The organism is Burkholderia sp. 28_3 (assembly GCF_003253915.1).
Lineage (GTDB): Bacteria > Pseudomonadota > Gammaproteobacteria > Burkholderiales > Burkholderiaceae > Burkholderia > Burkholderia cenocepacia.
The window spans coordinates 82,805-107,376 of record NZ_QKZF01000017.1; the positions used below are offsets into that span (position 1 = coordinate 82,805).

Consider the following 24,572-nt stretch of genomic DNA (forward strand, 5'->3'; position numbering starts at 1 on the left):
GGGACGGAACGCAGTGGGAAAGAAGGAAACGCATGCGGCGCGCGACGAAGCGCGGGAGCAACGAAGGTCATCGTACGGCAGGCCGGTCATGCTTTCCAATACCATCGAATGGTGTCTGCTATGCTTCACAGGCATATCTACCCGACCGCATCGACACCACATGCGCCAGATCGAACTGCGTCACCTGCGCTACTTCGTCGCCGTCGCCCAGGCCGGCAGCGTGATGGCCGGCGCCCGCGCGGCCGGCATCGTGCAGCCCGCGCTGTCGCGGCAGATCCGCGAGCTCGAGGATGCGATCGGCACGCCGCTGCTGATCCGTCGCGCGACCGGCGTCACGCTCACGGCTGCCGGCACGAGCTTCCTGCAGGATGCGACCGGCCTGCTCGCCATGCTGCAGGACAGCCGCGAACGCGCGTTGCGCAGCGCGGCCGGCCAGCTCGGCGAACTGCGGCTCGGCGCGCTGCCGAACTGCCTGCCGTTGCCGATCGTCGCGAACGTCCTCAAGACGTTTCGCGATGCGTGCCCGGACGTGAAACTGTCGATCGCGCCGATGCTGTCGGCCGAACAGGCGAGCGCGCTGATGCGCGGTCAGCTCGACGCCGGGATCATGGCGTGGCGTCGCGAGGAAGCGCCGCACCTGACGGGTGTGCGGCTGCTGAGCGACCGCTTCGTGCTCGCGATGCCCGCGCCGCCGGGCGGCCGCTTCGTCGCGCCGCGCACGCTGGCCGATGTCGCCGACGCCCCGTTCGTGTGGTTCGATGCGCAGCGCTCCGCCGCGCACCACCGGTTCCTGATGACGCAGTGCCAGCAGGCCGGTTTCACGCCGCGCATCGCGCAGGTCGGCAGCGACATCCCGACGCTGATCGGCCTCGTCGCGGCCGGCATGGGCTGCGCGTTCGTGCCGGAAAGCGCGTCGCCGACCTGCCCGCGCACGGTCCGGCTCGTCGCGCTCGACGAGCTTGCGAGCCGCTTCGACATCGAGTTCGTGTTCGACGGCGCGGCGGCGGCGCCGTCGCCCGTCGTCGCGCGGTTTCTCGCGGCGGTCCGCGATGCGGCCGGCGAACCGGGCTGAACGCGGGCCGGACGCAGCGGCGCAGAATCGGTCGATGCGACTGGCGCCGCCAAACGCGACGTACGGAAAATCCGCTCCGCGATCTCGTCGGTTTCGATGCTTTTGCACACGGAATGACACCGCCGTGTCATCGAAGAATCTTTCAGAACACCGACAGCCGACGCGACGACATCGCAATCTTCAAATTGACACCAAAAACGGCCGTTTAACACCGGTTCGAATCGTCATGGCCCGAAATATACTGCGCGCGCATCCAACCCTCGTGCCAAAGAGAGGATGCGTTTCCGCCCCGGCCATGGTCCCCCTGTGGTCGGGGCTTTTTTGTCGATGCGCGTTGTAGCGAAGCGTTTCCGGCCATTTCGCGACGCGGGCTGCACGCCATCCTCTATCTCGAAGCCATGCGTGCCGACCACGCAGCCGCATGTCGCCGCCCCAGCCGCCGGACGCCTTCCCGAGCGTCGCGCAGGCCAACTCGCCCGGCGACGACGAAGCGCCCGAGCCACCGCTGCCTGTCCGGAAATCGCGGTCTCATGCTTGACGAAGATCTTTCGAAAAATCCCCGCCGTTCGCCTGTCCCGCCGAAGCCCCGCTCACGCGTCACGCCACGCGCATCGCGCCGCCGCTGCATTGTTGACATGAAATCAAGATAATTTCGTCCGGATGCGGCTTTTTCCGCAAAAGTAATGCAGGCACACTTCGCGCTGTCCTCAATGGCTTCGTGCCGTTGTTCCCCGCTTACAAGGAGCCCACTGCGTGAACACCACGACTTCCTCTCCGTCCCGCCCCGGCGGCAGCGCCACGCTGCCGCTGCTGGCGCTCGCCGCCGGCGCGTTCGGCATCGGCACGACCGAGTTCTCGCCGATGGGCCTGCTGCCCGTGATCGCCGACGGCGTGCACGTATCGATTCCGCAAGCCGGCATGCTGATCAGCGCGTATGCGATCGGCGTGATGGTCGGCGCGCCGCTGATGACGCTGCTGCTCGCGCGCTGGTCGCGCCGCTCCGCGCTGATCGCGCTGATGTCGATCTTCACGATCGGCAACCTGCTGTCGGCCGTCGCACCGGACTACACGACGCTGCTGCTCGCCCGCCTCGTGACGAGCCTCAACCACGGCGCGTTCTTCGGGCTCGGCTCGGTGGTCGCGGCAAGCCTCGTGCCGCGCGAAAAGCAGGCCAGCGCGGTCGCGACGATGTTCATGGGCCTGACGATCGCGAACGTCGGCGGCGTGCCGGCCGCGACCTGGCTCGGCCAGATCATCGGCTGGCGCATGTCGTTCGCGGCGACTGCCGGCCTTGGCCTGATCGCGATCGCCGGCCTGTTCGCCGCGCTGCCGAAGGGTGAAGCCGGCAAGATGCCCGACCTGCGTGCCGAGCTGTCCGTGCTGACGCGCCCGGTCGTGCTCGGCGCGCTCGGGACGACGGTGCTCGGCGCCGGCGCGATGTTCACGCTCTATACGTACGTCGCACCGACGCTCGAACACTTGACGGGCGCGACGCCCGGCTTCGTGACCGCGATGCTGGTGCTGATCGGCGTCGGCTTCTCGATCGGCAACATCGCGGGCGGCCGTCTGGCCGACCGCTCGCTCGACGGCACGCTGATCGGCTTCCTGTTGCTGCTGATCGCGACGATGGCCGCGTTCCCGCTGCTCGCCACCACCCATGCGGGCGCCGGCGTCACGCTGCTGGTCTGGGGGATCGCGACGTTCGCGGTCGTGCCGCCGCTGCAGATGCGCGTGATGCGTGCGGCCCACGAAGCGCCGGGCCTCGCGTCGGCCGTCAACATCGGCGCGTTCAACCTCGGCAACGCGGTCGGCGCCGCCGCCGGCGGGGCGGCGATCTCGGCCGGGTTCGGCTACGCGGCGGTGCCGCTCGTCGGCGCGCTGATCGCCGCCGCCGGGCTCGCACTCGTGATGCTGCAGGTCACGCAGCGCCGCCGCTCGCCGGCCGCCGCGAATTCATAAGGGCACGCAACGCCCGGACTGCCCAGGCTCGTTCCGCATGCATTTTTACGGCCGCGCAATGCGGCCGTTGTCATTTTCAGCGTGCAATCCGGTTCCGACGGTTCAGTCAGCGCCCCGCGGCAAACCCGCCGAAAAACGCGCGCGCGTTCGCGTCGAGACTCGCGAGGTGATAACCGCCCTCCTGCACGATCACCGTCGGCAACCCGAGCGCGCCGATCGCACCGCCGAGCCGTCCGAACCCGTCGGTCGTGACCGCTACCTGCGACTGCGGGTCGTCCTTGTAGATGTCGAAGCCGAGCGCGAGCACGAGCGCATCGGGCTGGAACCGGTCGAGCGCGCGCAGCGCGTCGTCGAGCCGCTCGAAGAACGCCGACTCGGGCGCGCCGTGCGGCATCGGCAGGTTGAGGTTGAAGCCGTCGCCGGCGCCCGCCCCCGTCTCTTCCTCGTAACCGGCGACGACCGGGTAGAAGTTGGTCGGGTCGCCGTGGATCGACACGTACAGCACATCGTCGCGGCCGTAGAAAATCTCCTGCACGCCCTGCCCGTGATGCATGTCGGTATCGAGGATCGCGACGCGGCGATGGCGGCCGAGCAGCGCCTGCGCGGCAATCGCCGCGTTGTTCAGGTAGCAGAAGCCGCCCGCCGCGTCGCGGCGCGCATGATGGCCGGGCGGCCGGCACAGCGCATAGGCTTCGCGGGCGCCGTCGTTGACGTCGGCCGCGGCCGCCAGCGCGCCCTGCGCGGACCAGTACGCCGCGCGCCACGTGTTCGCGCCCACCGGGCAACTGCCGTCGGCGAGATAACGCGCGGCTTTCGCGAGCACGCCGCGCAGCGGGTTCGGATCGCGCACGAACACGTTCGACATCACTTCGTCGCCCCAGTCGTCGGGCATCTGCTTCCAGTCGCGGTGCGCGTCCTCGAGAAAGCGCAGGTAGTTCATGTCGTGCACGGCCGCGATCGGCGCGGTGCCGCGGTCGGCCGGCTCGCGCACGTCGAAGTCGAGCGACCGGACGGCCGCGACGAGCCGCGCCGCGCGCTCGGGCACTTCCTGCGGTTCGCGCATCTGGCCGCGCGACAGGTAGCTGCGCGGATGGTGCAGCAGTTGTTCGGGATGGAAATAGGTTTTCATGGGGTCCTCGTCGATTCGCCGGATCAGGCGCCGTGCGCGGCAGCCGCCGCGTCGACGCGCGCCGCGATGCCGGCCCGCGCCAGCACCGCATGGAGCAGCACGTTCGTGCCGCGCGTCACGTCGTCGGGCAACGCATCCTCGGCTTCGTTGTGCGACAGGCCGTCGACGCACGGAATGAACACCATCGCGGTCGGGAAGCGGCGTGCGAGCAGGATCGCGTCGTGGCCGGCGCCGCTCACGATCCGTTCGTGCGTGTAGCCGAATGCGGCCGCCGCCTGCGCGACCAGCCCGACGCAAGCGCGGTCGAACGGCGTCGCCGGGCTGCGCCAGCAGGTTTCGACCGCCACCTGCACGCCGCGCGCGGCGGCGACGCGTGCGCAGGCGTCGCGCAGGTCGCGCTCCATCGCATCGACTTCCGCATCGTCGTGATGACGCAGGTCGACCGTGAACGTCAGGTCGCCGGCAATCGTGTTGCGCGACGCATTGCGGATGCCGACCTGGCCGATCGTCGCGAGCCCGCGCGGCGCATAAGCGGCGACGATCCGTTCGAGTTCGAGCGCGATCTGCGCGCTCGCGAAATACGCGTCCTTGCGATACGGCATCGGCGTCGTGCCCGCGTGCGCGGCCACGCCCGTCACCGTCACGTCGAGCCAGCGGATCGCCTGGCCGCCCGTGACGATGCCGATCGTCGTGCCGTTCGCCTCGAGCACGGGGCCCTGTTCGATATGCGCCTCGAAATACGCGTCGACCGCACCGCCCGTCGCACGCGTGCCGCGATAGCCGCACGCGTCGAGCGCCGCGCCGAGCGTGACGCCGTCGGCGTCCTGCTTCGCGAGCGCGTCGTCGAGCGGCAACGCGCCCGTGAACACCGCCGAACCGAGCATCGCGGGCGCGAAGCGCGCCCCTTCCTCGTTGGTCCACGACACGATCTCGAGCGGCTTGTCGGTCGCGATGCCGGCGTCGTTCAGCGTGCGCACGAGTTCGAGTGCGGCGAGCACGCCATAGACGCCGTCGAAGCGGCCGCCTTCGGGCTGCGTGTCGAGGTGGCTGCCGATCAGCACCGGCGCGGCGTGCGCATCGGCGCCGTCACGCCGGGCGAACAGGTTGCCGACCGTGTCGACGCTCACCGTCATCCCCGCGTCGCGGCACCATTGCGCGAACAGGTCGCGCCCGCGCCGGTCGTCATCGGTGAGGGCGAGACGCCGCACGCCGCCGCGCGGCGTCGCGCCGACGCGCGCCATGTCGGCCAGGCTCTGCCACAGGCGGGCGCCGTCGATTTCCAGCAGATCGTTCATATGCATTCCGGATCAATTCGTTCGTTGAGGGTCAATGCGAGCCGAGCGCTTCGGCGGCAGCCGGCTGCGCGGCGCGGCGCGCATCGAGCGCGACGATGCAGAGCAGCGAAATGCCGGCGAGACACGTGTAGAACACCGCGAGCGGCCACCACTGGCCCGCGAAGCGATGCGCGAGCCACGTGCCGACGAGCGGCGTCAGGCCACCCGCGATCGCGCCGCAGATCTGATAGGCGAGCGAGATCGCCGAATAACGCACGTGCGCGGGAAACACGTCGCTGACGAAGCCCGCGATCACCGAATAGAAGCCCGCCATGCACACCACGGCGAGCGCGATGCCGGCGATCAGCGACGAGGACGTGCCGCCCTGCACGAGCATGAACATCGGATACGGCGACAGCATCGCGAGCAGCGCCGCGAGCTTGAGGAAGCGCGCGCCGCCGATACGCTCGGCGATCCAGGCCGCGAGCGGCTGCGCGAAGAACTGGATGATCGCGACCGCGAACAGGCTGTCGAGGATCAGCGAACGCGAGACGCCGACGTACTGCGTCGTGTACGCGATCATGAACGTGTTCGTGAAATAGACGCCCGCGATGCCGATCGTGTTCGCGCCGATGCAGAGCAGCACGAGCCCCGACGCGGAACGGAACACTTCCGCGACCGGCAGCTTCACCGTGCGGTTGGCTTCCTTCACCCGCGCGAATTCCGGCGACTCGTTCACGCCGAGCCGGATCAGGATGCCGACCACGAGCAGCACCGAACTCGCGAGAAACGGCAGGCGCCAGCCCCATGCGAGGAAATCGGCCTTGTCCATCGACGTGACCGCGCGGAACGCGATCAACGACAGGATCAACCCGGCCGGACTGCCGAGCTGCGCGAACGACGCGAAAAACGTGCGGCGCCCCTGCGGCGCATGCTCGCCCGCCATCAGCACCGCGCCGCCCCATTCGCCGCCGACCGCGATCCCCTGCACGACGCGCAGCGCGACGAGCAACACCGGCGCGAGGATGCCGACCTTCGAATAATCGGGCAGCAGCCCGACGCACACGGTCGCGACGCCCATCATCATCAGCGTCGTCATCAGCGCCTTCTTGCGGCCGATGCGGTCGCCGAGATGGCCGAAGATCACGCCGCCGAGCGGACGCGCGAAGAAACCGACCGCGAACGTCGCGAACGACGCCATCGTGCTGACGAAGCGGTCATGCGACGGGAAATACAGTTCGCCGAACACGAGCGCGGCGGCGGTCGCGTAGATGTAGAAGTCGTACCACTCGATCATCGTGCCGATGAACGCGGCCGTCGCGGCGCGTCCCGGCTGGCGGGCGGAAGGAAGGGACTGGGTCATGCGGGCTCCTGACGCGCGCCGCGGCGGGGCGGCGCGCAATATCGTGATGACGGCCGTCTGTCGCGGCCTCGCGCCGCACGCTGCGGCGCCCCTCCTTTATCGGTGACCGCAAATCATTAGTCAAATTTCAAGTTATTATTCGCCGTATAAATTCAACTAATGCCCTACCCGCCGCCCGTCCGGAGACCCGATGCGCCCCGACCTCGTCCCGTTCCTGAACGACCGTCTCGACTGGAACCTGCTGCGCACTTACCTGGTGATCATGCAGGAGCGCAGCGTGAGCCGCGCGGCCGCCCGCCTGCACGTCACGCAGCCGGCCGTGAGCCAGGCGTTGCGGCGGCTCGAGGAGACGCTCGAGCGCCGGCTGATCGAGCGGCGCGGCGCGCACTTCGCGCCGACGCCGGCGGGCGAGGCCGTGTACCGGATCGCGAGCGACATCTACGGCGGCATCTCGCGCCTCGAAACCGAAATCGACGACAGCACGGCCGATCTGACCGGTTCGATCCGGCTGCTGACGGTGAGCCGCATCGAATCGCCCGTCTACGACGAGTTCCTCGCGGATTTCCATCGCGCGTATCCGCGTATCGACCTGCAGATCGAGGTGATGCGTTCGTCGGACATCCTGTCGTCGCTGCTGCAGAAGACGGCCACGGCCGGGCTCGGCCTGTGCCGCACGCCGCACGACAAGCTGGAAATGCGCTGCTTCCTGCGCCAGCGCTATGCGATCTACTGCGGCCGCCATCACCGGTTGTTCGGGCAGACGCAGTTACGGATGGACGACCTGCTCGCGGAGAATTTCGTGTCGTTCACGAGCGACCAGATCGGCGACAGCCTGTCGCCACTCACCGTGTTCCGCGACCAGAAGGGTTTCACGGGGCGCATCGTCGCGTCGTCGCCGAGCCTGGAGGAAGTGCGGCGGCTGATCTTCGCGGGCTACGGGATCGGCTGCCTGCCCGAGCACATCGTGCGCGACGACATCGCGCAGCAACGGCTGTGGCGGCTGCCGCCCGACGACGGGCTCGTCGACGTCGACGTGTTCCTGCTGTGGCATCGCGACCGCAAGATGAATGCGGCCGAGCACGCGTTTCTCGACGCGATGGAGCGCTGCATGCAGCGCTACTCGCTCGCGGAGCGGCTCGGCAAATGACGGCGCGGGCGCGCCCGGTGCACGCGCCGGGCACACGCGGCCCGGCGCGTTGCGTGCGTCAGAAGCGATGCACGATGCCGAGTTGCACGCCGCGCGCATTCGCGCCCGGGTACGCGAGCGGCAGGCCGGGGTTCGCCGCACCGGCGAGCGTGTAGCCGGCCTGGTTGCGGTTGCGCAGGTACGACAGCGCGCCGTAGAAGCTCGTGCGCTTCGACAGGTCGTATTCGTACATCAGCCCGAGCTGGTCCGCATGATTGCCTTGCGACGACTGGTCGTGCAGGTACGCATAACCGAGCGCGATGATGTTGGCAGGATTGAACTGATACTTGACCGACACTCCGTATACGCGCGAATCGATCCCGAGGTCGGCCCACTTCACCGCGGAAAAACCGCCATACACGGTGGCCTTGCCGATCGCGTACGACGCGCCGGCCATGATCGTGCGATCGGTCGTGGTGGCCGCGGCGTTCTTCAACCACTGCCCCGCGACGAATGCGCCGAACGGGCCGTGTTCGTAGGTCAGGTCGAACTGCCGGCTGGAGCCGGCCGAGCGCACGCCGCCCGCCTCGCCGAACCCGACGTACAGCCCGCCCTGGAAACCGGCGATCTCCGGGCTCTGGTACGACAGCGTATTGCTCGTGCGGAAGGCGAACACGGTCAGGTTGTCCATGCCGGACGCCTGCGTGACGCCGCCGAACGCATCCTGCCCGCCCTGGTCGTTGAACAGCGGCGAGTTCTGCCGGCCCGCGCGCACCTTACCCCACTGCCCCGCGATGCCGACCCACGCCTGCCGGTTGAACATCGTGCCGGCACTCGCGAGCGAGCCGTCGTTCGGGTTGAAGCCGTTTTCCAGCGCGAACTCGATCTTCTGCCCGCCGCCGATATCCTCGCCGCCCTTCAAGCCGAACCGGCTGCCCCACTGCCCGCCCGAGTCGATCGCCGCCGTATAGCCGTTGCCCGTATTCACGACCTGCGCGAATTCGTCGATCACGCCATACAGCGTGACGCCATCCTGCGCGAGCGCAGCGCCCGAACCGGCGAGGCAGGCGACCGCCACCGTGAAGCGAAGACCGGCGTGCGCCGGCCGCGCGCGGCAACCGCTGCCGTGCGCTTCGTTTTTCTTAGTCATACTATTCAATAGATCGAGATTGAAACGATGCCGGACGCGGCGTGCAGGCCGCTCCGGTATCGCGGGATACGGAATCGTGTTGACGGAGCCGACGCAGGCCGCGCCCGGCTCGGCGCTCAGGCCGGCGGCTTGCCGGCCCGATGCGCGAGACGTGTGGTCAGTGGTGAACTTCGCCGCGTTCGAGCGGCAGGATCAGGCGTTCCGGAATGCTGCGTCGCGACGCGCGGGCACCGACGTAATACAGCACGGCCGGCACGACGAGGCCGAGAATCCACGAGATGTCGGTGCCGCCGAGCGCGTCGACGAGCGGCCCGGTGTAGATGTGCGTCGACATGAACGGCAGTTGCACCAGGATGCCGACCACGTAGATCGTGATGGCCATCACGTTCCAGCGGCCATAGCGGCCGTCCGGATCGGACAGCGCCGGCACGTCGTAGCGCGAACGCGTGAAGCAGTAGTAATCGACCAGGTTGATCGCGCTCCACGGCGTGAAGAACGCGAGCAGGAACAGGATGAACGCGGTGAATTCCTTCAGGAACGAATGACGGCCCGCGAGCGCGATCAGCGTCGACACGCAGATCATCCCGAAGATGTACACGAGGCGGCTCTTCGACGATACCGCGCCCTTGCCGCGAAAGCCGCTAACGATCGTCGCCATCGACATGAAGCTGCCGTACGCGTTGAGCGCCGTCACCGTCACCTTGCCGAACGCGATGCTGAAATACAGGAGCGCGGCCACGGCGCCCGTCGAACCCAGGCCGACGATGTACGACACCTCATGGTGCGCGAACTGGCTGCCGGCCAACGCGGCCGCGAACACGCCGAACACCATCGCCGCCTGTGCGCCGATCACCGAACCGAGGCCGACCGCGACAAACGTCGCGACCGACGACGTCGAGCGCGGCAGGTAGCGCGAATAGTCGGCCACGTACGGGCCGAACGCGATCTGCCACGACGCGGACAGCGACATCGCGAGCAGGAAGCTCGCCAGCGAGAAATGCCGGTTCGCGAGCAGCGCGCCGATGTCGTGGTTCGCGAACAACTGCGCGAACATGTAGACGAACGCGACGATGCCGATCACGCTCGCGATCCGGCCGACGAAATGGATCGCGCGATAGCCGAACACGGTCAGCACGACGATCACGGCAGCGAACAGCAGGATGCCGGCCGCGTCGTCGACGTGCAGCAGTTGCGCGACGGCCTGCCCGGCCAGCACCGAGCCGCTGGCGGAAAAGCCGATGTACATCAGGCACACCAGCACGATCGGGATCATCGCGCCGTACACGCCGAACTGCACGCGGCTCGAGATCATCTGCGGCAACCCGAGCTGCGGCCCCTGCGCGCCGTGCAGCGCCATCACCGCGCCGCCGACGAACTGGCCGAGCAGCAGCGCGACCAGCGACCAGAACACGTCGCCGCCGAGCACGACCGCGAGCGCGCCCGTGACGATGGCCGTGATCTGCATGTTGGCCGACAGCCACAGCGTGAACTGGCTCAGCAGGCCGCCGTGGCGCTCGGCGTCGGGAATGAAGTCGATCGAGCGTACCTCGATCAGTCCGCCGGCTTTTCCACTGGAATTCGTTGACACGGGTCAATCTCCAAAATACTCAGGACCACACATGGTTTGAACGGGACAGGAAGCTGCGAGCCGCCCTTTCGGCTCTGCGGGTGCGGGGCGCCGTGGATCGCCGGCATGCGCCACGCACGCACGGTCTGCACGCTGGCGCGCAACCGGCACGACGCGTGCCGACATTGCCAGCGGATGATCTTGTATATACAACTTGCGAGATATCGGTGATTACCCGGTATCGATCGACTTTCGAAATTGTCCGAGCAATCGCGGTACACCCGCGCAGTATTGCCGCAAGCCGGATGTCGGAAAAATGAAAGCCCGATCGGCGAAAGTCGCCGATCGGGCGTAGACGTCATGCGTCGGCGGAGGGAGCCCGGCCGGTATGCGCGGCCTCGATGTCGACACGCAGCGTCGCGTCGTCGGCGCGTATGCTGCAGTGCCCGCGTGCCTGGTCTGGCCAGGCAGTCGTCCGGACCGGCAGACGCCGAGATCCGAACCACACATGCGATCAACCGCGCTGCCCGACCTGAAACGTGAGAATCTCGTCCCCCGCGTCGTCCAGTTCCCCGGTCGGTATCCAGCCGAGATGGCGATAAAACCCGTACGAACGCGATGCGGGATCGGTCGAGCAGCCGAGAAACAGCGACGTGAAGCCGTTCGCCGCGAAATCGTCGATCACGCGCCGCAGCAGCCGCTTGCCGATCCCCGCTCCTTCATACTCGGGCAGCATCGCGAGCACGACGATCTCGCCGGAACCGGTGTCGCCGAAGCAGTAGCCGACCATGCGTCCGCGCACGCAGCAGACATGGCCCGAGAACAGGCCGTCGCGGATACCGTCGTCCCAGCTTTCGACGGTGATGCCGAGCGCGCGCAACTGCGCTTCGGTGAACGCGTTCTCGCGCGTGCGCGCCCGCAGCGCGATGCATTCGGCCGCGTCGCCGGGAACGGCCTTGCGCCAGGTGAGGTCATTCATCGATCGACGCTTCCTTTTTCTGCCGCCGGCGCGACGCATACAGGCAGATCAGTTCCAGCGCGATCGTCGCACCGGCCAGCGACGTGATTTCCGCATGATCGTACGGCGGCGACACTTCGACCACGTCCATGCCGACCAGGTTGATGCCGTCGAGGTGGCGCAGGATCTCGAACGCCTGATGGCTCGACAGGCCGCCCGAGACCGGCGTCCCGGTGCCCGGCGCGAACGCCGGATCGAGACAGTCGATATCGAACGTCAGGTACACCGGGTGATCGCCGACGCGCTCGCGAATGCGCGCGGCGACCGCGGCGGGCGTCGACCCATGCACGTGGCGCGCATCCTGGATGTCGAAGCCCATCGGATCGTCGTTGGTCGTGCGAATGCCGATCTGGGCGGATCGTTCGGGCACGACCCACCCTTCCCGCGCCGCGTGATAGAACATCGTCCCGTGATCGATGCGCTTCACGTCGCGGTCGGGCCACGTATCGGTGTGCGCGTCGAAATGCACGAGCGACAGCGGCCCGTGCACCTTCGCATGCGCCTTGAGCAGCGGATACGTGATGAAGTGATCGCCGCCGAGCGTCAGCATCGCGCAGCCGCGCGCGAGGATCGCATCGGCATGCCGCTCGATCGCGCCCGGCACTGCTTCGGGCTGCCCGAGATCGAACGCGCAATCGCCGTAGTCGACCGCGGCCAGCACGTCGAACGGATCGAACGACCACGGCCACGGGCGCTCCCACGCGATGCCCGTCGACGCGATTCGCAACCCGCGCGGGCCGAACCGCGTGCCGGGCCGGTGCGAGGCGGCCGAATCGAACGGCACGCCGGTGATCGCGAGGTCGACGCCGTCGAGATCACGGCTGAAACGCCGGCGCATGAAGCTCGTCGCGCCCGCGAAACTGGGTTCGGCCTGGGTGCCGTAGAGGCTGTCGCGTGTGAACGCGAAATCGTTCTGGCTCATCGTCGGATTCCTGTCTGAAGAGGACACGGTCGCACGGCCGGCGACCTCGTGCCCGATTCTGCCGCCGCCGTACGCAACGAAAAATATGAACTAACATAAGCCAACTTCACAAACTGCGATGTATCGCCATGCTGACCCGACTCAGAGACATGGATGTGCAGTTGCTGCGGCTCTTTCTGACGATCGTCGAAAGCGGCGGCTTCAGCGCCGCGCAGGGCACGCTCGGCATGGCGCCGTCGACGATCAGCACGCACATGGCCAAGCTCGAGACGCGGCTCGGATTCCGGCTGTGCGATCGCGGCAAAAGCGGCTTCCGGTTGACGCCGAAGGGGGAACGCGTGCTGCAGTCGACGCGCCGCCTCCTGCACGCGATGGACGTGTTCACGCGCGACACGCAGCACGTATCGGGCACGTTGCTCGGCGAATTGCGCATCGGCCTGTCCGAGCGGCTCTCGCCGGACGTCGTCGAATCGATCGCGGCGGCCGTCGGCCGCTTTCGCGAGCGCGCGCCGGACGTGCTGATCGAAATGATCGCGGTGCCGCCCGACGAGCTGGAGCGCCGGCTGCTGAAAGGCGAACTGCAACTCGCGATCGGCTATTTCTCCGGCCATCAGGCCGGCCTGCACTACGCGCCGCTGTTCGTCGAGCACCAGTCGCTGCATTGCGGCGCCCGCCATCCGTTGTTCGCGAAGAAAACCGTGTCGGTCAACGACATCGCACGCGCGAGCAACGTCGCGCGGCTCTACAAGACGAATACGTCGGGGGCGGCGCTGCGCAATGCGCAGCCGACCGCGTTTTCGGAAAACGTCGATGCCGACGTGATCTTCATCCTGTCGGGCGCGCATGTCGGCTTCCTGCCCGACCACGTCGCGGCGCCGTGGGTCGCTGCCGGGAAGATGCGCCGGCTGCTGGCGAGCAAGCTGAGCCACACGGTCGAGTTCCAGCTCGCGACGCCGCGGAATTCCGACGGCAGCGAAGCGCTGGAGGCGTTCACGGCGGCGCTCGCCGAGCAGTTCGGCGTGCTCGACGCGAACGCGGACGAATAGCCTGGCGGGCGCGCCGCCCGCGCGGCGTCAGACGAGCTGGTCGGACGCGACGACCTGCACACCCGGCCGTGCGTCGATCGCCGCGTCGAGCATCGCGCGCGCAATCCGCGACGCGGGATTCACGCGCCATTTCGCCGGCAGCACCGGCCCGACGGCGCTCAGCGCGAACACGAACAGCCGCTCGCCGAACCGGAACTCGTCGCGGCTGCCGCCGATCAGGCCCGGTCGCACATACGTGAGCGAATCGAAGCCGACACCGGCGAGCGCCTGTTCGACCTCGCCCTTCACACGGTTGTAGAAGATGCGCGACGCAGCGTCCGCGCCGAGGGCGGAATTCAGCACGTAGGTCGGCGTGCCGTGCCGGTGCGCGCGCCGCGCGACCGCGAGCGGATAGTCGTGATCGACGCGCCGAAAGGCCGCCTGCGAGCCGGCCGCCCGCATCGTGGTGCCGAGCGTGCAGATCACGGCGTCCGCGCGCCACCAGTCGGCCGCATCGGGCAACTGGTCGAAATCGACTTCCAGCGCACGCATCTTCGGATGCGGCGACAACGGCCGGCGCGCGAGGACGATCACCTGATCGACCCGCGCATCGGCCAGCGCGACGTCGAGGACGTGGCGCCCGACGAGCCCGGTCGCGCCGACGAGCAGCAGTTTCATGTCCGGTTCTTCCGTATGGAGCCTGCGTTGGCGGGCCCGAGGCGGCCCGGTTTCCGGCTATCGACATGATCGCCGGCCAACGCGGCGCCGACAACCCTCCGCTCGTCTCGAAAAATTACGGCCTTGTCAGGTGGGTTCCGGGCGATTCGATGCACGGCCCGGCCGCGCCATGCCGTCGCGCCCGTTCCGCACGAGCATGCGGAACGTCGGCATTGCATCATTCCGGATCGAATGAAACGACATGACGTACCTCCGCCGCCGCAAGCGCCGCCGATGCGCGCATCCCGCACCGGCGGCGCCCTGTCGGGCTCGCACGTCAGACATGCAGCGCGTGTCCGAGCGCGCGCAACGCCGCTTCCTGAAGCGCTTCGCCGAGCGTCGGATGCGCATGGATCGTGCCGCCGATGTCTTCCAGCCGCGCGCCCATCTCCAGCGACTGCGAGAACGCCGCGGCCAGCTCCGACACGCCGCGCCCGACCGCCTGCCAGCCGACGATCAGGTGATTGTCGCGCCGCGCGACGACGCGCACGAATCCGTCGGTCGCCTGCAACGTCATCGCGCGACCGTTCGCCGCGAACGGGAACGATGCGCTCAGACAATCGACGCCGGCCGCATGTGCATCGTCCGGCGACCAGCCGGCCGTCACGATCTCGGGATCGGTGAAGCACACGGCCGGAATCGCCGCGGGCATGAACTGGCGGCGCCGGCCGGCGATCAGCTCGGCCACCATCTCGCCCTGCGCCATCGCGCGATGCGCGAGCATCGGCTCGCCCGCGACGTCGCCGATCGCCCAGACGTTGCGCATCGAGGTCCGGCATGTGTCGTCGATCCGCAGCGCGCGGCCGTTGCGATCGAGCATCAGCGTCTCGAGCCCGAAGCCGTCGACGCGCGGCCGGCGGCCGACGGCAACCAGCACGCGATCGGCCGGCAGCGTCTGCTCGGCGCCGTCGGCCGCCTGCACGCGCACCGCGCCATGCTTGTCGAGCCCGAGCACCTTGTGGCCGAGCCACAGCCGCACGCCGAGCCGCGCCAGCGAATCGGCAACCGGCCGCACGAGTTCGGCATCGTACGCAGGCAACACGCGCTCGGCCGCTTCGACGACGCTGACGTCGACGCCGAGCTTGCGATAGACGATCCCGAGTTCGAGCCCGATATACCCGGCCCCGACGACGACCAGCCGCTTCGGCAGCGTCGCGGGCGACAGCGCGTCGGTGGACGACACGACGTGCCCGCCGAACGGCATCGACGGCAATTCGACCGGTTCGGAACCGGTCGCGAGCAACAGGTGTTCGCAACCGATCCGCACCGCGTGGCCGGCGCTGACGACTTCGACGGTCTTGCCGTCGATCACGCGCGCTTCGCCGTGCAGCACGCGCACGCCGCTCTTCTTGAGCAGTGCGCCGACGCCGCGCGTCAGCCGGTCGACGATGCCGTCCTTCCACGCGACGCTTTTCGCGATGTCGATCTCGGGCGCGCGCACGCGGATCCCGAGCGCGCCTTCGCCGGCATGGCCGCACGCCTGTTCGAATGCGTCGGCCACATGGATCAACGCCTTCGAAGGAATGCAGCCGATGTTCAGGCAGGTGCCGCCGAGCCGGTCGCGTTCGACGAGCACGGTCGGAATGCCGAGCTGGCCGGCGCGGATCGCGGCGACGTAGCCGCCCGGGCCGCCGCCGATGACGAGCAGTGTGGTGTGTTCGTTCTTCATCGGCTCACTCCACGAACAGCAGTGCCGGGCGTTCGAGCACCGCGCGCACGGCCTGGATGAATTCGGCCGCATCCGCGCCGTCGACGACGCGATGATCGAACGACGACGACAGGTTCATCATCTTGCGCGCGACGATCGCGCCGTCGCGAATCATCGGCCGCTCGACGATCCGGTTGACGCCGACGATGCCCACCTCCGGATGATTGATCACCGGCGTCGACACGATGCCGCCGAGCGCGCCGAGGCTCGAGATCGTGATCGTCGACCCGCTCAGCTCGTCGCGCTGCGCCCGGTTCGCGCGCACCGCGTCGGCAAGCCGCGCGATTTCCGCCGAGATCGACCACACGTCACGCGCTTCCGCATGACGCAGCACGGGCACCGTGAGGCCGCCGTCCGTCTGCGTCGCGACGCCCATGTGCACCGCGCCGTAGCGCGTGACGACGCCCGCTTCGTCGTCGAACCGCGCGTTGATCTGCGGGAAGTCGCGCAGCGCGATCACCATCGCGCGGATCAGCAGCGGCAGCGGCGTGAGCTTGCCGCGCGTGTCGCCGTGGCGGCGGTTCAGCTCCGTGCGCAACGATTCGAGCTCGGTGACGTCGATTTCCTCGACGTAGCTGAAGTGCGGGATGCGGCGCTTCGCTTCCTGCATCTTGCGCGCGATCGCGCGCCGCAAGCCGATCACCGGCACTTCGGTTTCGTCGTGGCGTTCGTCGTAGCCGCGCGGTTGTGCCCCGTGCGCCGAGCCGCCGCCGGTGCGCGCATATGCATCGAGATCCGCATGCAGGATCCGCCCGGCTTCACCGGTGCCGCGCACGTAGCGCAGCTCGATACCCATGTCCCACGCACGCTGACGCACGGCCGGCGACGCGAGCGGCCGTTCGCCCGGTGCCAGCGCCACGCGCGGCTGCGCGACCGGTTCCTCGCGGCGCGGTTTCGCCGGTGCACGAGGCGCCGCCGGCTGCGCAGACGACTCGGCCGATGCGTCGGCTACCGGTTTCGACGGTGCCGCCACCGCGACCGGTGCGGTTTCTACCTTTGTTTCCCGCACCGGTGCCCCGGCCTTCAGGTTGCCGTCGCCTTCGACTTCCAGCCGAATCAGCTCGCTGCCGACCGCCATCATCTCGCCGATCCGGCCGCCCAGCTCGATCACCTTGCCCGTCACCGGCGACGGAATCTCGACCGCCGCCTTGTCGGTCATCACGTCGGCGAGCGGCTGGTCTTCCTTGATCGTCTGCCCGACTTCCACATGCCAGGCCACCAGCTCGACCTCGGCGATCCCTTCGCCGATATCCGGCATCTTGATGACATGAATCCCCATCTCACGCCTCCATCACGCGTCGCAACGCTTCACCGACCCGGGTCGGCCCCGGAAAATACGCCCATTCCTGCGCATGCGGATACGGCGTGTCCCAGCCCGTCGTGCGCTCGACCGGCGCCTCGAGGTGGTAGAAGCAGTGTTCCTGGACCAGCGACACGAGCTCCGCGCCATAGCCGCAGGTGCGCGTCGCCTCGTGCACCACGACGCAGCGCCCGGTCTTGCGCACCGACGCGACAATCGTGTCGAGGTCGAGCGGCCACAGCGTGCGCAGGTCGATCACTTCCGCGTCGATGCCGGTCTCCTCGGCGGCGGCGAGCGATACGTGCACCGTCGTGCCGTACGTGAGCACCGTCACGTCGTTGCCGGGCCGCACGACGGCGGCCGTATCGAGCGGCACCGTGTAGTAGCCTTCGGGCACCGCGCTCGCCGGATGCTTGAGCCACGACGTGACGGGCCGTTCGTGATGGCCGTCGAACGGGCCGTTGTACAGCCGTTTCGGTTCGAGGAAGATCACCGGATCGTCGTTCTCGATCGACGCGATCAGCAGCCCTTTCGCGTCGTACGGATTCGACGGCATCACGGTGCGCAGCCCGCACACCTGCGTGAACATCGCCTCCGGGCTCTGGCTGTGCGTCTGCCCGCCGTAGATCCCGCCGCCGCACGGCATCCGGATCGTCATCGGCGCGGTGAACTGGCCGGCCGAGCGGTAGCGCAGCCGCGCGCCTTCCGACACGATCTGGTCGGATGCCGGATAGAAATAGTCGGCGAACTGGATTTCGCAGACGGGGCGCAAGCCGTACGCGCCCATCCCGACCGCCGCGCCGACGATCCCGCCTTCCGAGATCGGCGCATCGAACACGCGCGACTTGCCGTACTTGTTCTGCAGTCCTTCGGTACAGCGGAACACGCCGCCGAAATAGCCGACGTCCTGCCCGAACACGACCACGTCGCTGTCGCGCCCGAGCATCACGTCCATCGCGGAGCGCAGCGCCTGGATCATCGTCATCGGCTGCGTCGCCGTCCCTGTCTCGTGTTGCGCCATGATCACGCTCCCAGTTCCTGGCGCTGACGGCGCAGGTGCGCGGGCAGCTCCTTGTACACGTCGTCGAACATCGAGGCCGGCGACGGAATCCGGTCGTCGGCGAGCGTCCCGTACTTCTCCGCTTCCTTCTGCGCGGCGATCACCTCGGCCTCGAGCTCGGCCGTCAACGCGTCGTGCGCGCTGTCCGACCAGATGCCCTTCACGATCAGGTGGCGCTTGAAGCGCTCGATCGGATCGCCGAGCGGGAAATGGGACCAGTCATCGCTCGGCCGGTACTTGGTCGGATCGTCCGACGTCGAATGCGCGCCCGCGCGGTAGGTCACCCACTCGATCAGCGTCGGGCCGAGATTGCGGCGTGCGCGTTCGGCCGCCCAGCTCGACGCCGCGTAGATCGCGAGGAAGTCGTTGCCGTCGACGCGCAGCGATGCGATCCCGCAGCCGACGCCGCGCCCGGCGAAGGTCGTGCCCTCGCCGCCCGCGATCGCCTGGAACGTCGAGATCGCCCACTGGTTGTTGACGACGTTCAGCACGACCGGCGCGCGGTACACGTGCGCGAACGTGAGCGCGGTGTGGAAATCGGCTTCGGCCGTCGCGCCGTCGCCGATCCACGCGGACGCGATCTTCGTGTCGCCCTTGATCGCCGACGCCATCGCCCAGCCGACCGCCTGGATGAACTGCGTCGCGAGGTTGCCGGAAATCGAGAAGAAGCCGGCTTCGCGGTCCGAGTACATCACCGGGAGCTGGCGGCCCTTCAGCGGATCGCCTTCGTTCGACATCAGCTGGCAGATCATCCGCTCGAGCGGCACGTCGCGCGCGATCAGGATGCTCTGCTGCCGGTAGGTCGGAAAGCACATGTCGCCGTCGCGCAGCGCCATCGCGTGCGCGGTGCCGATCGCCTCTTCGCCGAGGCTCAACATGTAGAAGGAGATTTTCTTCTGGCGCTGCGCGATCATCATGCGCGCGTCGAAAATGCGGGTCTTGAGCATCGCGCGCAGCCCGGCGATCAGTCGCGCATCGTCGAGATCGGGCGCCCACGGGCCAACGGCCTTGCCGTTGTCGTCGAGCACGCGCACGAGGCTGCGGGCGAGATCGGCGGTGTCCGCCGCGGCAACGTCGATCGGCGGGCGGCGAACGGCGCCGGCCGGCGATAGATGCAGATAGGAAAAGTCCGTCTTGCAGCCCGGGCGCCCGGTGGGCTCCGGCACATGCAGACGCAATGGCTCTGACAGGCTCATCGTGTCGTCTCCACGCTCGATTGTGTCTCACGCTGTTTGGGAACGCGCGGGCCGGTTGCCGGCCTGCGCGCGAGCTGACGCGCGGATAAGCACGTCAACCTCGGAAATTTATGCCTGGCAGCGGCGGGCGTCGATGCCCAAGCCGCTCGTTCGTGGTGAGCAGATTTGCCATGGCGGAGGGAGGCGGCGTGTGAGTGCGGCGCACGGTGGCGGCGCGGGAGAGGTCTGCTGCGGTGCGGGGTCGCCGAGCCAGCGGCGATCGGGCATCGGGGGACGGACGAACGGCGCGCCCGCTTCCTCTGAGGGTACGAAGCAAAAGACCCCGCGAAATCCTCGATCTCCGCGGGGTCTTTTCGGATTCGGGCGCTTCCGCGCCGATTGCCGGCCTACTGCGGCGCGCGATCGATCATGCGTCGGGCCGGAAGATGTCGAAGCGGCTGTCGGGCGTCACGTGCGCATAGGCCGACGGGCCACCCGCACGAAGAATGATGCCCGCGCCGAACGTGTCGAACACGCCGTCCTTCAGCAGGTCATGGCGGATATGGACCGCGACGACCTCGCCCAGCACCAGCGTGGCCGGCGTCTCGACGCCGCGATGATCGCGCAGCCGGATCACGTCGGTCACCTTGCATTCGAAGTTGACGCCGCTTTCCGCGACGCGCGGCACGTCGACGAGGCGCGACGGCACGGCGGTCAAGCCGCCGAGTTCGAATTCGTTCACGTCGTACGGCACGGCGGCGCAGGTCTGGTTCATCCGCTCGGCAAGATCGCGCGTCGCGAGGTTCCACACGAACTCGCCGGTTTCCTGCACGTTGCGCAGGCTGTCCTTCGCGGCGGTGCTCGAAAAGCCGATGATCGGCGGGCGATAGTTGAACGCGTTGAAGAAGCTGTACGGCGCGAGATTCAGCGTGCCGTCGCTGCCGCGGGATGAAATCCAGCCGATCGGGCGCGGGCCGATGATCGCGTTCAACGGATCGTGCGGCAGGCCGTGGCCTTGCGACGGTTCGTAATAGTGGTGGGTCGAGTCGGTCATGACGGATGGTCTTGCGAGAGGCGAACGATGACGGAAGCGGTCGGCGGCACGCGTTTGCCGGGGGCGACGAAGGTGTCCGCTGCGACGTGCGTGCCAGTATCACATGGCGCCGTTTTCGGCGCAGTGAAGCGCAGAGACGGTGCAGCGCTTCAGGCCTCCAGTTCGCCCGGACGCGTCAGATGGTCGATCAGCCACTGCGTCGCGGGCCCACTCGCGCGATCGGCCCGCCGGATCAACGACATGCCGTATCGAAACACATCGCGATCCGACAAGCGCACGACGGCCAGTCGGCCTTGCCGCAGATCGTCCTCGATCAAATGCATCGGCATCGATCCCCAGCCGAGCCCTTCGAGCAACAGTCGATGCTTCGCGCCGAGGTCCGCGGTCCTCCATGTGCGCGTCGCATACACGCCGAACGACTGCCCTTCGGTCAGTTTGCTTCGGTCGGTCAGCACGAGCTGCGTATATTCGCGCGCGTCGGACAGCGGCACACGCCCGCGGCGCTGCGCGAGCGGATGTGTGGGCGCGGCGACGGTGACCAGTTCGATCGCGCCCATGGACGTCGCATCGATCACGTCCGGCCAGTTTTGCACGGGCCCGCTGATGCCGAGCGCGCAGCCGCCATCGACCACCAGCTTCATCACCCCGCCGAGCGCTTCGATGGTCAGGTTGAGCGCGACCGTGGGAAATTCGTCGGCGAACGCACGCAGCCCCTCGACGAGTCTGGCCAGCGGAAACATCACGTCCACCGCCAGCGACAGCTCGGCTTCCACCCCGCCGCGCAGCCCGGCGGTTTTCGCCAGCAACTGGCCCGTCAGCATGTCGAGCCGCCGTGCGTCGGCCAGGACGATTTCGCCGGCCGCCGTCAGCGTCGGCCGCCGTTTGCCCCGTTCGAAAAGCGGCACGCCCAGCAACGACTCCAGATTGGCGATCGCGTAGCTGACGACGGATTGCGCGCGCTCGAGCCGCCGTGCCGCGCCGGAAAAGCTGCCGGCTTCGACCACCGCGATGAACGCGCGCAGTTGCTCCAGATTGGGGCTTCGCTCCATGATCCATCAAGAAAATCGATTTTAACGATCCATTTTAGACGATTGTTTCGATCACGGCATTCTCCTAAATTCGTGCTCAGCAGCGTTCGACGCGTGCACGCCGGGCATCCCGGCTCGCGCGTCGACGACCCATGAACACGACAGGAAAATGGAATCATGACGATCGACCACGCTTCACCCGACCGGGCGGCATCGACCCGCGCCACGTTGTTCGACCCGCTCGAATTCGGCGGGATCACACTCGGCAACCGCATCGTGATGGCGCCGATGACGCGCAGCCGGGCCGGCGCCGGCGATGCACCGGGCGCGATCAACGCCACCTACTACGCCCAACGCGCGTCGGCTGGCCTGATCGTCACGGAGGGCACGCAGATCTCGCCGCTCGGCAAGGGCTATCCGTTCACGCCGGGGATCTACAGCGATGCGCAAATCGACGGCTGGAAACGCGTGACCGATGCCGTGCATCGCGCAGGCGGCCGGATTTTCGTCCAACTCGCGCACGTCGGCCGCATCGGCCATCCCGATCTGCAGCCCGACGGCGCGCTGCCCGTCGCGCCGTCGGCCATTCAGCCTGACGGGCAGGCATTCACGCCGGACGGGCCGAAGCCGCACCCCGTGCCGCGCGCACTCGACACCGATGAAATCCCCGGCATCGTCGAGCAATACGCACATGCGGCGCAGGCCGCGTTGCAGGCCGGTTTCGACGGTGTCGAGATTCACGCGGGGAACGGCTATCTGCTCGATCAGTTCCTGCGCGACGGTACCAACCGGCGCACCGACCCGTACGGCGGGGAGATCGACAACCGGATCCGGCTGCCGCTCGACGTCGTGCGGGCGGTCGGACGCGTCGTGAGTCCCGCGCGCGTGGGCGTCCGCATTTCGCCGGTCACGCCGCATTTCGGCGGCATCGCGGACAGCCAGCCGCAGGCGCTGTTCGAGCGGTTCGCCGACCGGCTGACCGGGCTCGCCACCTATCTTCACGTCGTCGAAGGCATTCCGCAGGTCGCGGCCGATCAGGCGCCGCCGTTCGACTACCGCGCATTGCGCCGTGCCTTCGGCGGGTTCTACATCGCGAACGGCGGCTACACGAAAGCACGCGCGCAACAGGCACTCGCCGACGGCCATGCCGACCTCGTGTCGTTTGGCTACCCGTTCATCGCGAACCCCGATTTCGTCACGCGCATTCGACACGATCGCCCGCTCGCGCACGCGGACATGTCCACCGCTTACGGCGGCGGTGAAGCCGGCTACACCGACTACCCGACGCTCGACGCGTAAGCAGACCGTCACCCGGCCGGCTCGACCGCCCGCCCACTCATTCATTATGGATTCCCAATGATCAATTCGATCAACCGCGCACTGTACAAAACGACCGTGCAGACGCCCGTCGTCAACCTCGTGCTGTCCGTCCTCGTGCGCCTCCTCATCGCCGGCGTGTATCTCGGCGCCGGGATCAGCAAGATCTTCAACTATGCGGGCACCCGGCAGTACATGGAACACATGGGCGTATCGGGCGCGCTGCTTCCGCTCGTGATCGTCGTCGAGATCGCCGGCGGCCTGGCGTTGATCACCGGTTTCATGACGCGGCTCGCGGCGCTCGGGCTCGCGATCTTCTCGATCATCGCCGCGGTGATCTTCCACGGCGGCGGCGACCAGACGCAGCAGACGTTCTTCATGATGAACCTGTCGATGGCAGGCGGCCTGCTCGCGCTGTTCCTGCATGGCGCCGGCCGTCTCGCGCTCGACCGCGCGCAACCGGACTGATCCGTCACGTCTGCGGCAACACCCCACTTGCGCGGCCGCATCGCGTCCGCGCTTCATTCATCCCCCGGGGCGAACGCCCCCTTTTCAAGCGAGATGTTTCCATGAGCAGCATGCATGCCATCCAGATCGAGCGGGTCGGCGATCCTTCCGTCCTGCGTCCCGTCGTGATCGAGCGTCCGACGCCTGCCGCGGACGAGGTCCTCGTCCGCGTCACGCGCGTCGGGCTGAATTTCGCGGAAACGCTGCAACGCGCCGGCACCTATCCGGGCCCGGCGCTGACGCTGCCCGCGGTGCCCGGCTCGGAAGTCGTCGGCACCGTCGCCGCGGTGGGCGCGAACGTCCGCGACATCCGGATCGGCGCACGCGTCGCGGCGCCGCTGTTCGGCGCGATGCGCGCGACCGGCGGCTACGCCGAATACGTGACGCTCGGCGCCGCGCTGATTACCGCGATTCCCGACGAAGTCTCCGACGACGATGCGGTCGCCGTGATGCTGCAGGGGCTGGTGGCCCGCGTGCTGCTGCGCGAGACGCCGGTGGCCGCACGCACGGTCGCGATCACCGCCGCGGCCGGCGGCGTCGGCTCGATGCTGATCCAGCTGGCGAGACTCGACGGAGCGCGCTCGATCACGGGCCTCGCAGGCGCGCCGGCCAAACTGCATGCGGTGCGAACGCTGGGCGCCGATCGGGCCATCAGCTATCGCGACGCGCACTGGGCCGAGCAATTGAGCGACGCCACCGGCCGGGAGGGCCCGGACGTCGTGTTCGATTCGATCGGCGGGACGGTCGCGCGCACATTGGTATCGGGCCTTGCGATATACGGCCGGTTCGTCAGCTACGGTGCCGCGAGCGGTCAACTCCTGACGGTCGACGACGCGCTGATGAATGCGTTGATCTTCGGCTGCCGATCGGTGTCCGGCTTCGCGCTGCACGCGTTCCTCAACGACGACGTCGTGCGCCGGACACTCGGCGAACTGTTCGGACTGCTCGCGACCGGCAAGCTGAAGCCGCTGATCGGCGGCAGCTACGGATTCGACGCGATTGCCGACGCGCATCACGCGCTCGAAACCGGCCAGACGACCGGCAAGCTGATCCTGCGCGTCGAATGAACGCGATGTACCGGCGCGTGACGGCACCGTCGTC

Annotated in this window: 21 protein-coding genes; 7 read left to right on the top strand and 14 right to left on the bottom strand. The window is 68.1% G+C overall.

Going from position 1 to position 24,572, the window contains the following annotated elements; translation table 11 throughout:
- Positions 1 to 160: 160 nt before the first annotated feature.
- Both DFS13_RS28310 and DFS13_RS28315 read left to right on the top strand, forming a co-directional pair.
- Positions 161 to 1,072: a LysR family transcriptional regulator gene (locus DFS13_RS28310; protein ID WP_006481804.1), complete on the top strand. Its 912-nt coding sequence runs from the start codon at positions 161 to 163 to the stop codon at positions 1,070 to 1,072.
- Between the two features lie 753 nt (positions 1,073 to 1,825).
- On the top strand, positions 1,826 to 3,031 hold the full coding sequence (locus DFS13_RS28315; RefSeq protein ID WP_006497639.1) for an MFS transporter: 1,206 nt from the start codon (positions 1,826 to 1,828) through the stop codon (positions 3,029 to 3,031).
- A gap of 106 nt (positions 3,032 to 3,137) precedes the next feature.
- Here DFS13_RS28315 and DFS13_RS28320 read toward each other — a convergent pair whose 3' ends face one another.
- Genes DFS13_RS28320 through DFS13_RS28330 form a run of 3 tightly spaced genes read right to left on the bottom strand, consistent with a single transcriptional unit; the run spans position 3,138 to position 6,797 of the window.
- Positions 3,138 to 4,160 (bottom strand): histone deacetylase family protein, encoded by a 1,023-nt coding sequence (locus DFS13_RS28320; protein WP_006481821.1) that lies wholly within the window; start codon positions 4,158 to 4,160, stop codon positions 3,138 to 3,140.
- Between the two features lie 23 nt (positions 4,161 to 4,183).
- Complete coding sequence (locus tag DFS13_RS28325; RefSeq protein WP_043205807.1) at positions 4,184 to 5,455, bottom strand: Zn-dependent hydrolase; 1,272 nt, start codon at positions 5,453 to 5,455, stop codon at positions 4,184 to 4,186.
- A gap of 31 nt (positions 5,456 to 5,486) precedes the next feature.
- Positions 5,487 to 6,797, bottom strand: coding sequence for an MFS transporter (locus DFS13_RS28330; RefSeq protein WP_111442388.1), 1,311 nt, complete (start codon positions 6,795 to 6,797; stop codon positions 5,487 to 5,489).
- A 190-nt stretch (positions 6,798 to 6,987) separates the two neighbouring features.
- Between DFS13_RS28330 and DFS13_RS28335 the strand changes: the two genes are divergently transcribed.
- Positions 6,988 to 7,944, top strand: coding sequence for a LysR family transcriptional regulator (locus DFS13_RS28335; RefSeq protein ID WP_111442389.1), 957 nt, complete (start codon positions 6,988 to 6,990; stop codon positions 7,942 to 7,944).
- A 58-nt stretch (positions 7,945 to 8,002) separates the two neighbouring features.
- On the opposite strand, the gene DFS13_RS28340 is transcribed toward DFS13_RS28335, so the two are convergent.
- From DFS13_RS28340 to speB, 4 genes are all read right to left on the bottom strand, one after another.
- Complete coding sequence (locus DFS13_RS28340; protein WP_034200779.1) at positions 8,003 to 9,073, bottom strand: porin; 1,071 nt, start codon at positions 9,071 to 9,073, stop codon at positions 8,003 to 8,005.
- A 157-nt stretch (positions 9,074 to 9,230) separates the two neighbouring features.
- Positions 9,231 to 10,661 carry a cytosine permease gene (locus DFS13_RS28345; RefSeq protein WP_006497643.1) on the bottom strand — a complete coding sequence of 477 codons (1,431 nt, stop codon included), beginning with the start codon at positions 10,659 to 10,661 and terminating at the stop codon, positions 9,231 to 9,233.
- A gap of 493 nt (positions 10,662 to 11,154) precedes the next feature.
- Positions 11,155 to 11,619 (bottom strand): GNAT family N-acetyltransferase, encoded by a 465-nt coding sequence (locus DFS13_RS28355; protein WP_111442390.1) that lies wholly within the window; start codon positions 11,617 to 11,619, stop codon positions 11,155 to 11,157.
- Positions 11,612 to 12,580: an agmatinase gene (gene speB, locus DFS13_RS28360; RefSeq protein WP_059721241.1), complete on the bottom strand. Its 969-nt coding sequence runs from the start codon at positions 12,578 to 12,580 to the stop codon at positions 11,612 to 11,614. The genes DFS13_RS28355 and speB overlap by 8 nt, the downstream gene beginning before the upstream one ends.
- Positions 12,581 to 12,708: 128 nt before the next feature.
- On the opposite strand from speB, the gene DFS13_RS28365 reads away from it, so the two are divergent.
- Positions 12,709 to 13,626, top strand: coding sequence for a LysR family transcriptional regulator (locus DFS13_RS28365; RefSeq protein WP_059721240.1), 918 nt, complete (start codon positions 12,709 to 12,711; stop codon positions 13,624 to 13,626).
- Between the two features lie 27 nt (positions 13,627 to 13,653).
- Here the strand turns inward: DFS13_RS28365 and DFS13_RS28370 are convergent, their stop codons facing one another.
- The 7 genes from DFS13_RS28370 to DFS13_RS28400 all read right to left on the bottom strand — a co-directional run bounded on the left by DFS13_RS28370 (position 13,654) and on the right by DFS13_RS28400 (position 21,668).
- Positions 13,654 to 14,283: an NAD(P)H-binding protein gene (locus tag DFS13_RS28370; RefSeq protein WP_034200781.1), complete on the bottom strand. Its 630-nt coding sequence runs from the start codon at positions 14,281 to 14,283 to the stop codon at positions 13,654 to 13,656.
- Positions 14,284 to 14,599: 316 nt separating this feature from the next.
- On the bottom strand, positions 14,600 to 15,991 hold the full coding sequence (gene lpdA, locus DFS13_RS28375) for a dihydrolipoyl dehydrogenase (RefSeq protein WP_006481751.1): 1,392 nt from the start codon (positions 15,989 to 15,991) through the stop codon (positions 14,600 to 14,602).
- 4 nt (positions 15,992 to 15,995) lie between these two features.
- Positions 15,996 to 17,309: a dihydrolipoamide acetyltransferase family protein gene (locus tag DFS13_RS28380; RefSeq protein WP_006497646.1), complete on the bottom strand. Its 1,314-nt coding sequence runs from the start codon at positions 17,307 to 17,309 to the stop codon at positions 15,996 to 15,998.
- Position 17,310: 1 nt separating this feature from the next.
- Positions 17,311 to 18,351 (bottom strand): alpha-ketoacid dehydrogenase subunit beta, encoded by a 1,041-nt coding sequence (locus tag DFS13_RS28385; RefSeq protein ID WP_011545040.1) that lies wholly within the window; start codon positions 18,349 to 18,351, stop codon positions 17,311 to 17,313.
- A gap of 2 nt (positions 18,352 to 18,353) precedes the next feature.
- The gene (locus DFS13_RS28390) at positions 18,354 to 19,586 is read right to left on the bottom strand and encodes a 3-methyl-2-oxobutanoate dehydrogenase (2-methylpropanoyl-transferring) subunit alpha (protein WP_006476388.1); all 1,233 of its coding nucleotides are present in this window, start codon (positions 19,584 to 19,586) and stop codon (positions 18,354 to 18,356) included.
- A 406-nt stretch (positions 19,587 to 19,992) separates the two neighbouring features.
- The gene (locus DFS13_RS28395) at positions 19,993 to 20,619 is read right to left on the bottom strand and encodes a flavin reductase family protein (RefSeq protein ID WP_006497648.1); all 627 of its coding nucleotides are present in this window, start codon (positions 20,617 to 20,619) and stop codon (positions 19,993 to 19,995) included.
- Between the two features lie 149 nt (positions 20,620 to 20,768).
- The gene (locus DFS13_RS28400; RefSeq protein WP_006481749.1) at positions 20,769 to 21,668 is read right to left on the bottom strand and encodes a LysR family transcriptional regulator; all 900 of its coding nucleotides are present in this window, start codon (positions 21,666 to 21,668) and stop codon (positions 20,769 to 20,771) included.
- A gap of 156 nt (positions 21,669 to 21,824) precedes the next feature.
- Here DFS13_RS28400 and DFS13_RS28405 point away from each other — a divergent pair, with 156 nt between their 5' ends.
- The 3 genes from DFS13_RS28405 (at position 21,825) to DFS13_RS28415 (ending at position 24,538) form a co-directional block, all read left to right on the top strand.
- Positions 21,825 to 22,946: an alkene reductase gene (locus DFS13_RS28405; protein ID WP_006481845.1), complete on the top strand. Its 1,122-nt coding sequence runs from the start codon at positions 21,825 to 21,827 to the stop codon at positions 22,944 to 22,946.
- Positions 22,947 to 23,003: 57 nt separating this feature from the next.
- A complete protein-coding gene (locus DFS13_RS28410) occupies positions 23,004 to 23,432 on the top strand; it encodes a DoxX family protein (RefSeq protein WP_048989206.1) in 429 nt (142 codons plus the stop codon).
- A gap of 101 nt (positions 23,433 to 23,533) precedes the next feature.
- Complete coding sequence (locus DFS13_RS28415; protein WP_077020037.1) at positions 23,534 to 24,538, top strand: zinc-binding dehydrogenase; 1,005 nt, start codon at positions 23,534 to 23,536, stop codon at positions 24,536 to 24,538.
- The last annotated feature ends 34 nt before the right edge of the window (positions 24,539 to 24,572 follow it).

Bases quoted from the DNA above. Each gene is read 5' to 3' on its own strand.
- DFS13_RS28410 (WP_048989206.1), top strand. From the start codon at position 23,004: ATGATCAATTCGATCAACCGCGCACTGTACAAAACGACCGTGCAGACG.
- lpdA (WP_006481751.1), bottom strand. From the start codon at position 15,991: ATGAAGAACGAACACACCACACTGCTCGTCATCGGCGGCGGCCCGGGC.
- DFS13_RS28380 (WP_006497646.1), bottom strand. From the start codon at position 17,309: ATGGGGATTCATGTCATCAAGATGCCGGATATCGGCGAAGGGATCGCC.
- DFS13_RS28385 (WP_011545040.1), bottom strand. From the start codon at position 18,351: ATGGCGCAACACGAGACAGGGACGGCGACGCAGCCGATGACGATGATC.
- DFS13_RS28370 (WP_034200781.1), bottom strand. From the start codon at position 14,283: ATGAAACTGCTGCTCGTCGGCGCGACCGGGCTCGTCGGGCGCCACGTC.
- DFS13_RS28365 (WP_059721240.1), top strand. From the start codon at position 12,709: ATGCTGACCCGACTCAGAGACATGGATGTGCAGTTGCTGCGGCTCTTT.
- DFS13_RS28415 (WP_077020037.1), top strand. From the start codon at position 23,534: ATGAGCAGCATGCATGCCATCCAGATCGAGCGGGTCGGCGATCCTTCC.
- DFS13_RS28395 (WP_006497648.1), bottom strand. From the start codon at position 20,619: ATGACCGACTCGACCCACCACTATTACGAACCGTCGCAAGGCCACGGC.
- DFS13_RS28325 (WP_043205807.1), bottom strand. From the start codon at position 5,455: ATGAACGATCTGCTGGAAATCGACGGCGCCCGCCTGTGGCAGAGCCTG.
- DFS13_RS28320 (WP_006481821.1), bottom strand. From the start codon at position 4,160: ATGAAAACCTATTTCCATCCCGAACAACTGCTGCACCATCCGCGCAGC.
- DFS13_RS28355 (WP_111442390.1), bottom strand. From the start codon at position 11,619: ATGAATGACCTCACCTGGCGCAAGGCCGTTCCCGGCGACGCGGCCGAA.
- DFS13_RS28310 (WP_006481804.1), top strand. From the start codon at position 161: ATGCGCCAGATCGAACTGCGTCACCTGCGCTACTTCGTCGCCGTCGCC.
- DFS13_RS28340 (WP_034200779.1), bottom strand. From the start codon at position 9,073: ATGACTAAGAAAAACGAAGCGCACGGCAGCGGTTGCCGCGCGCGGCCG.
- DFS13_RS28400 (WP_006481749.1), bottom strand. From the start codon at position 21,668: ATGGAGCGAAGCCCCAATCTGGAGCAACTGCGCGCGTTCATCGCGGTG.
- DFS13_RS28330 (WP_111442388.1), bottom strand. From the start codon at position 6,797: ATGACCCAGTCCCTTCCTTCCGCCCGCCAGCCGGGACGCGCCGCGACG.
- DFS13_RS28390 (WP_006476388.1), bottom strand. From the start codon at position 19,586: ATGAGCCTGTCAGAGCCATTGCGTCTGCATGTGCCGGAGCCCACCGGG.
- DFS13_RS28335 (WP_111442389.1), top strand. From the start codon at position 6,988: ATGCGCCCCGACCTCGTCCCGTTCCTGAACGACCGTCTCGACTGGAAC.
- speB (WP_059721241.1), bottom strand. From the start codon at position 12,580: ATGAGCCAGAACGATTTCGCGTTCACACGCGACAGCCTCTACGGCACC.
- DFS13_RS28405 (WP_006481845.1), top strand. From the start codon at position 21,825: ATGACGATCGACCACGCTTCACCCGACCGGGCGGCATCGACCCGCGCC.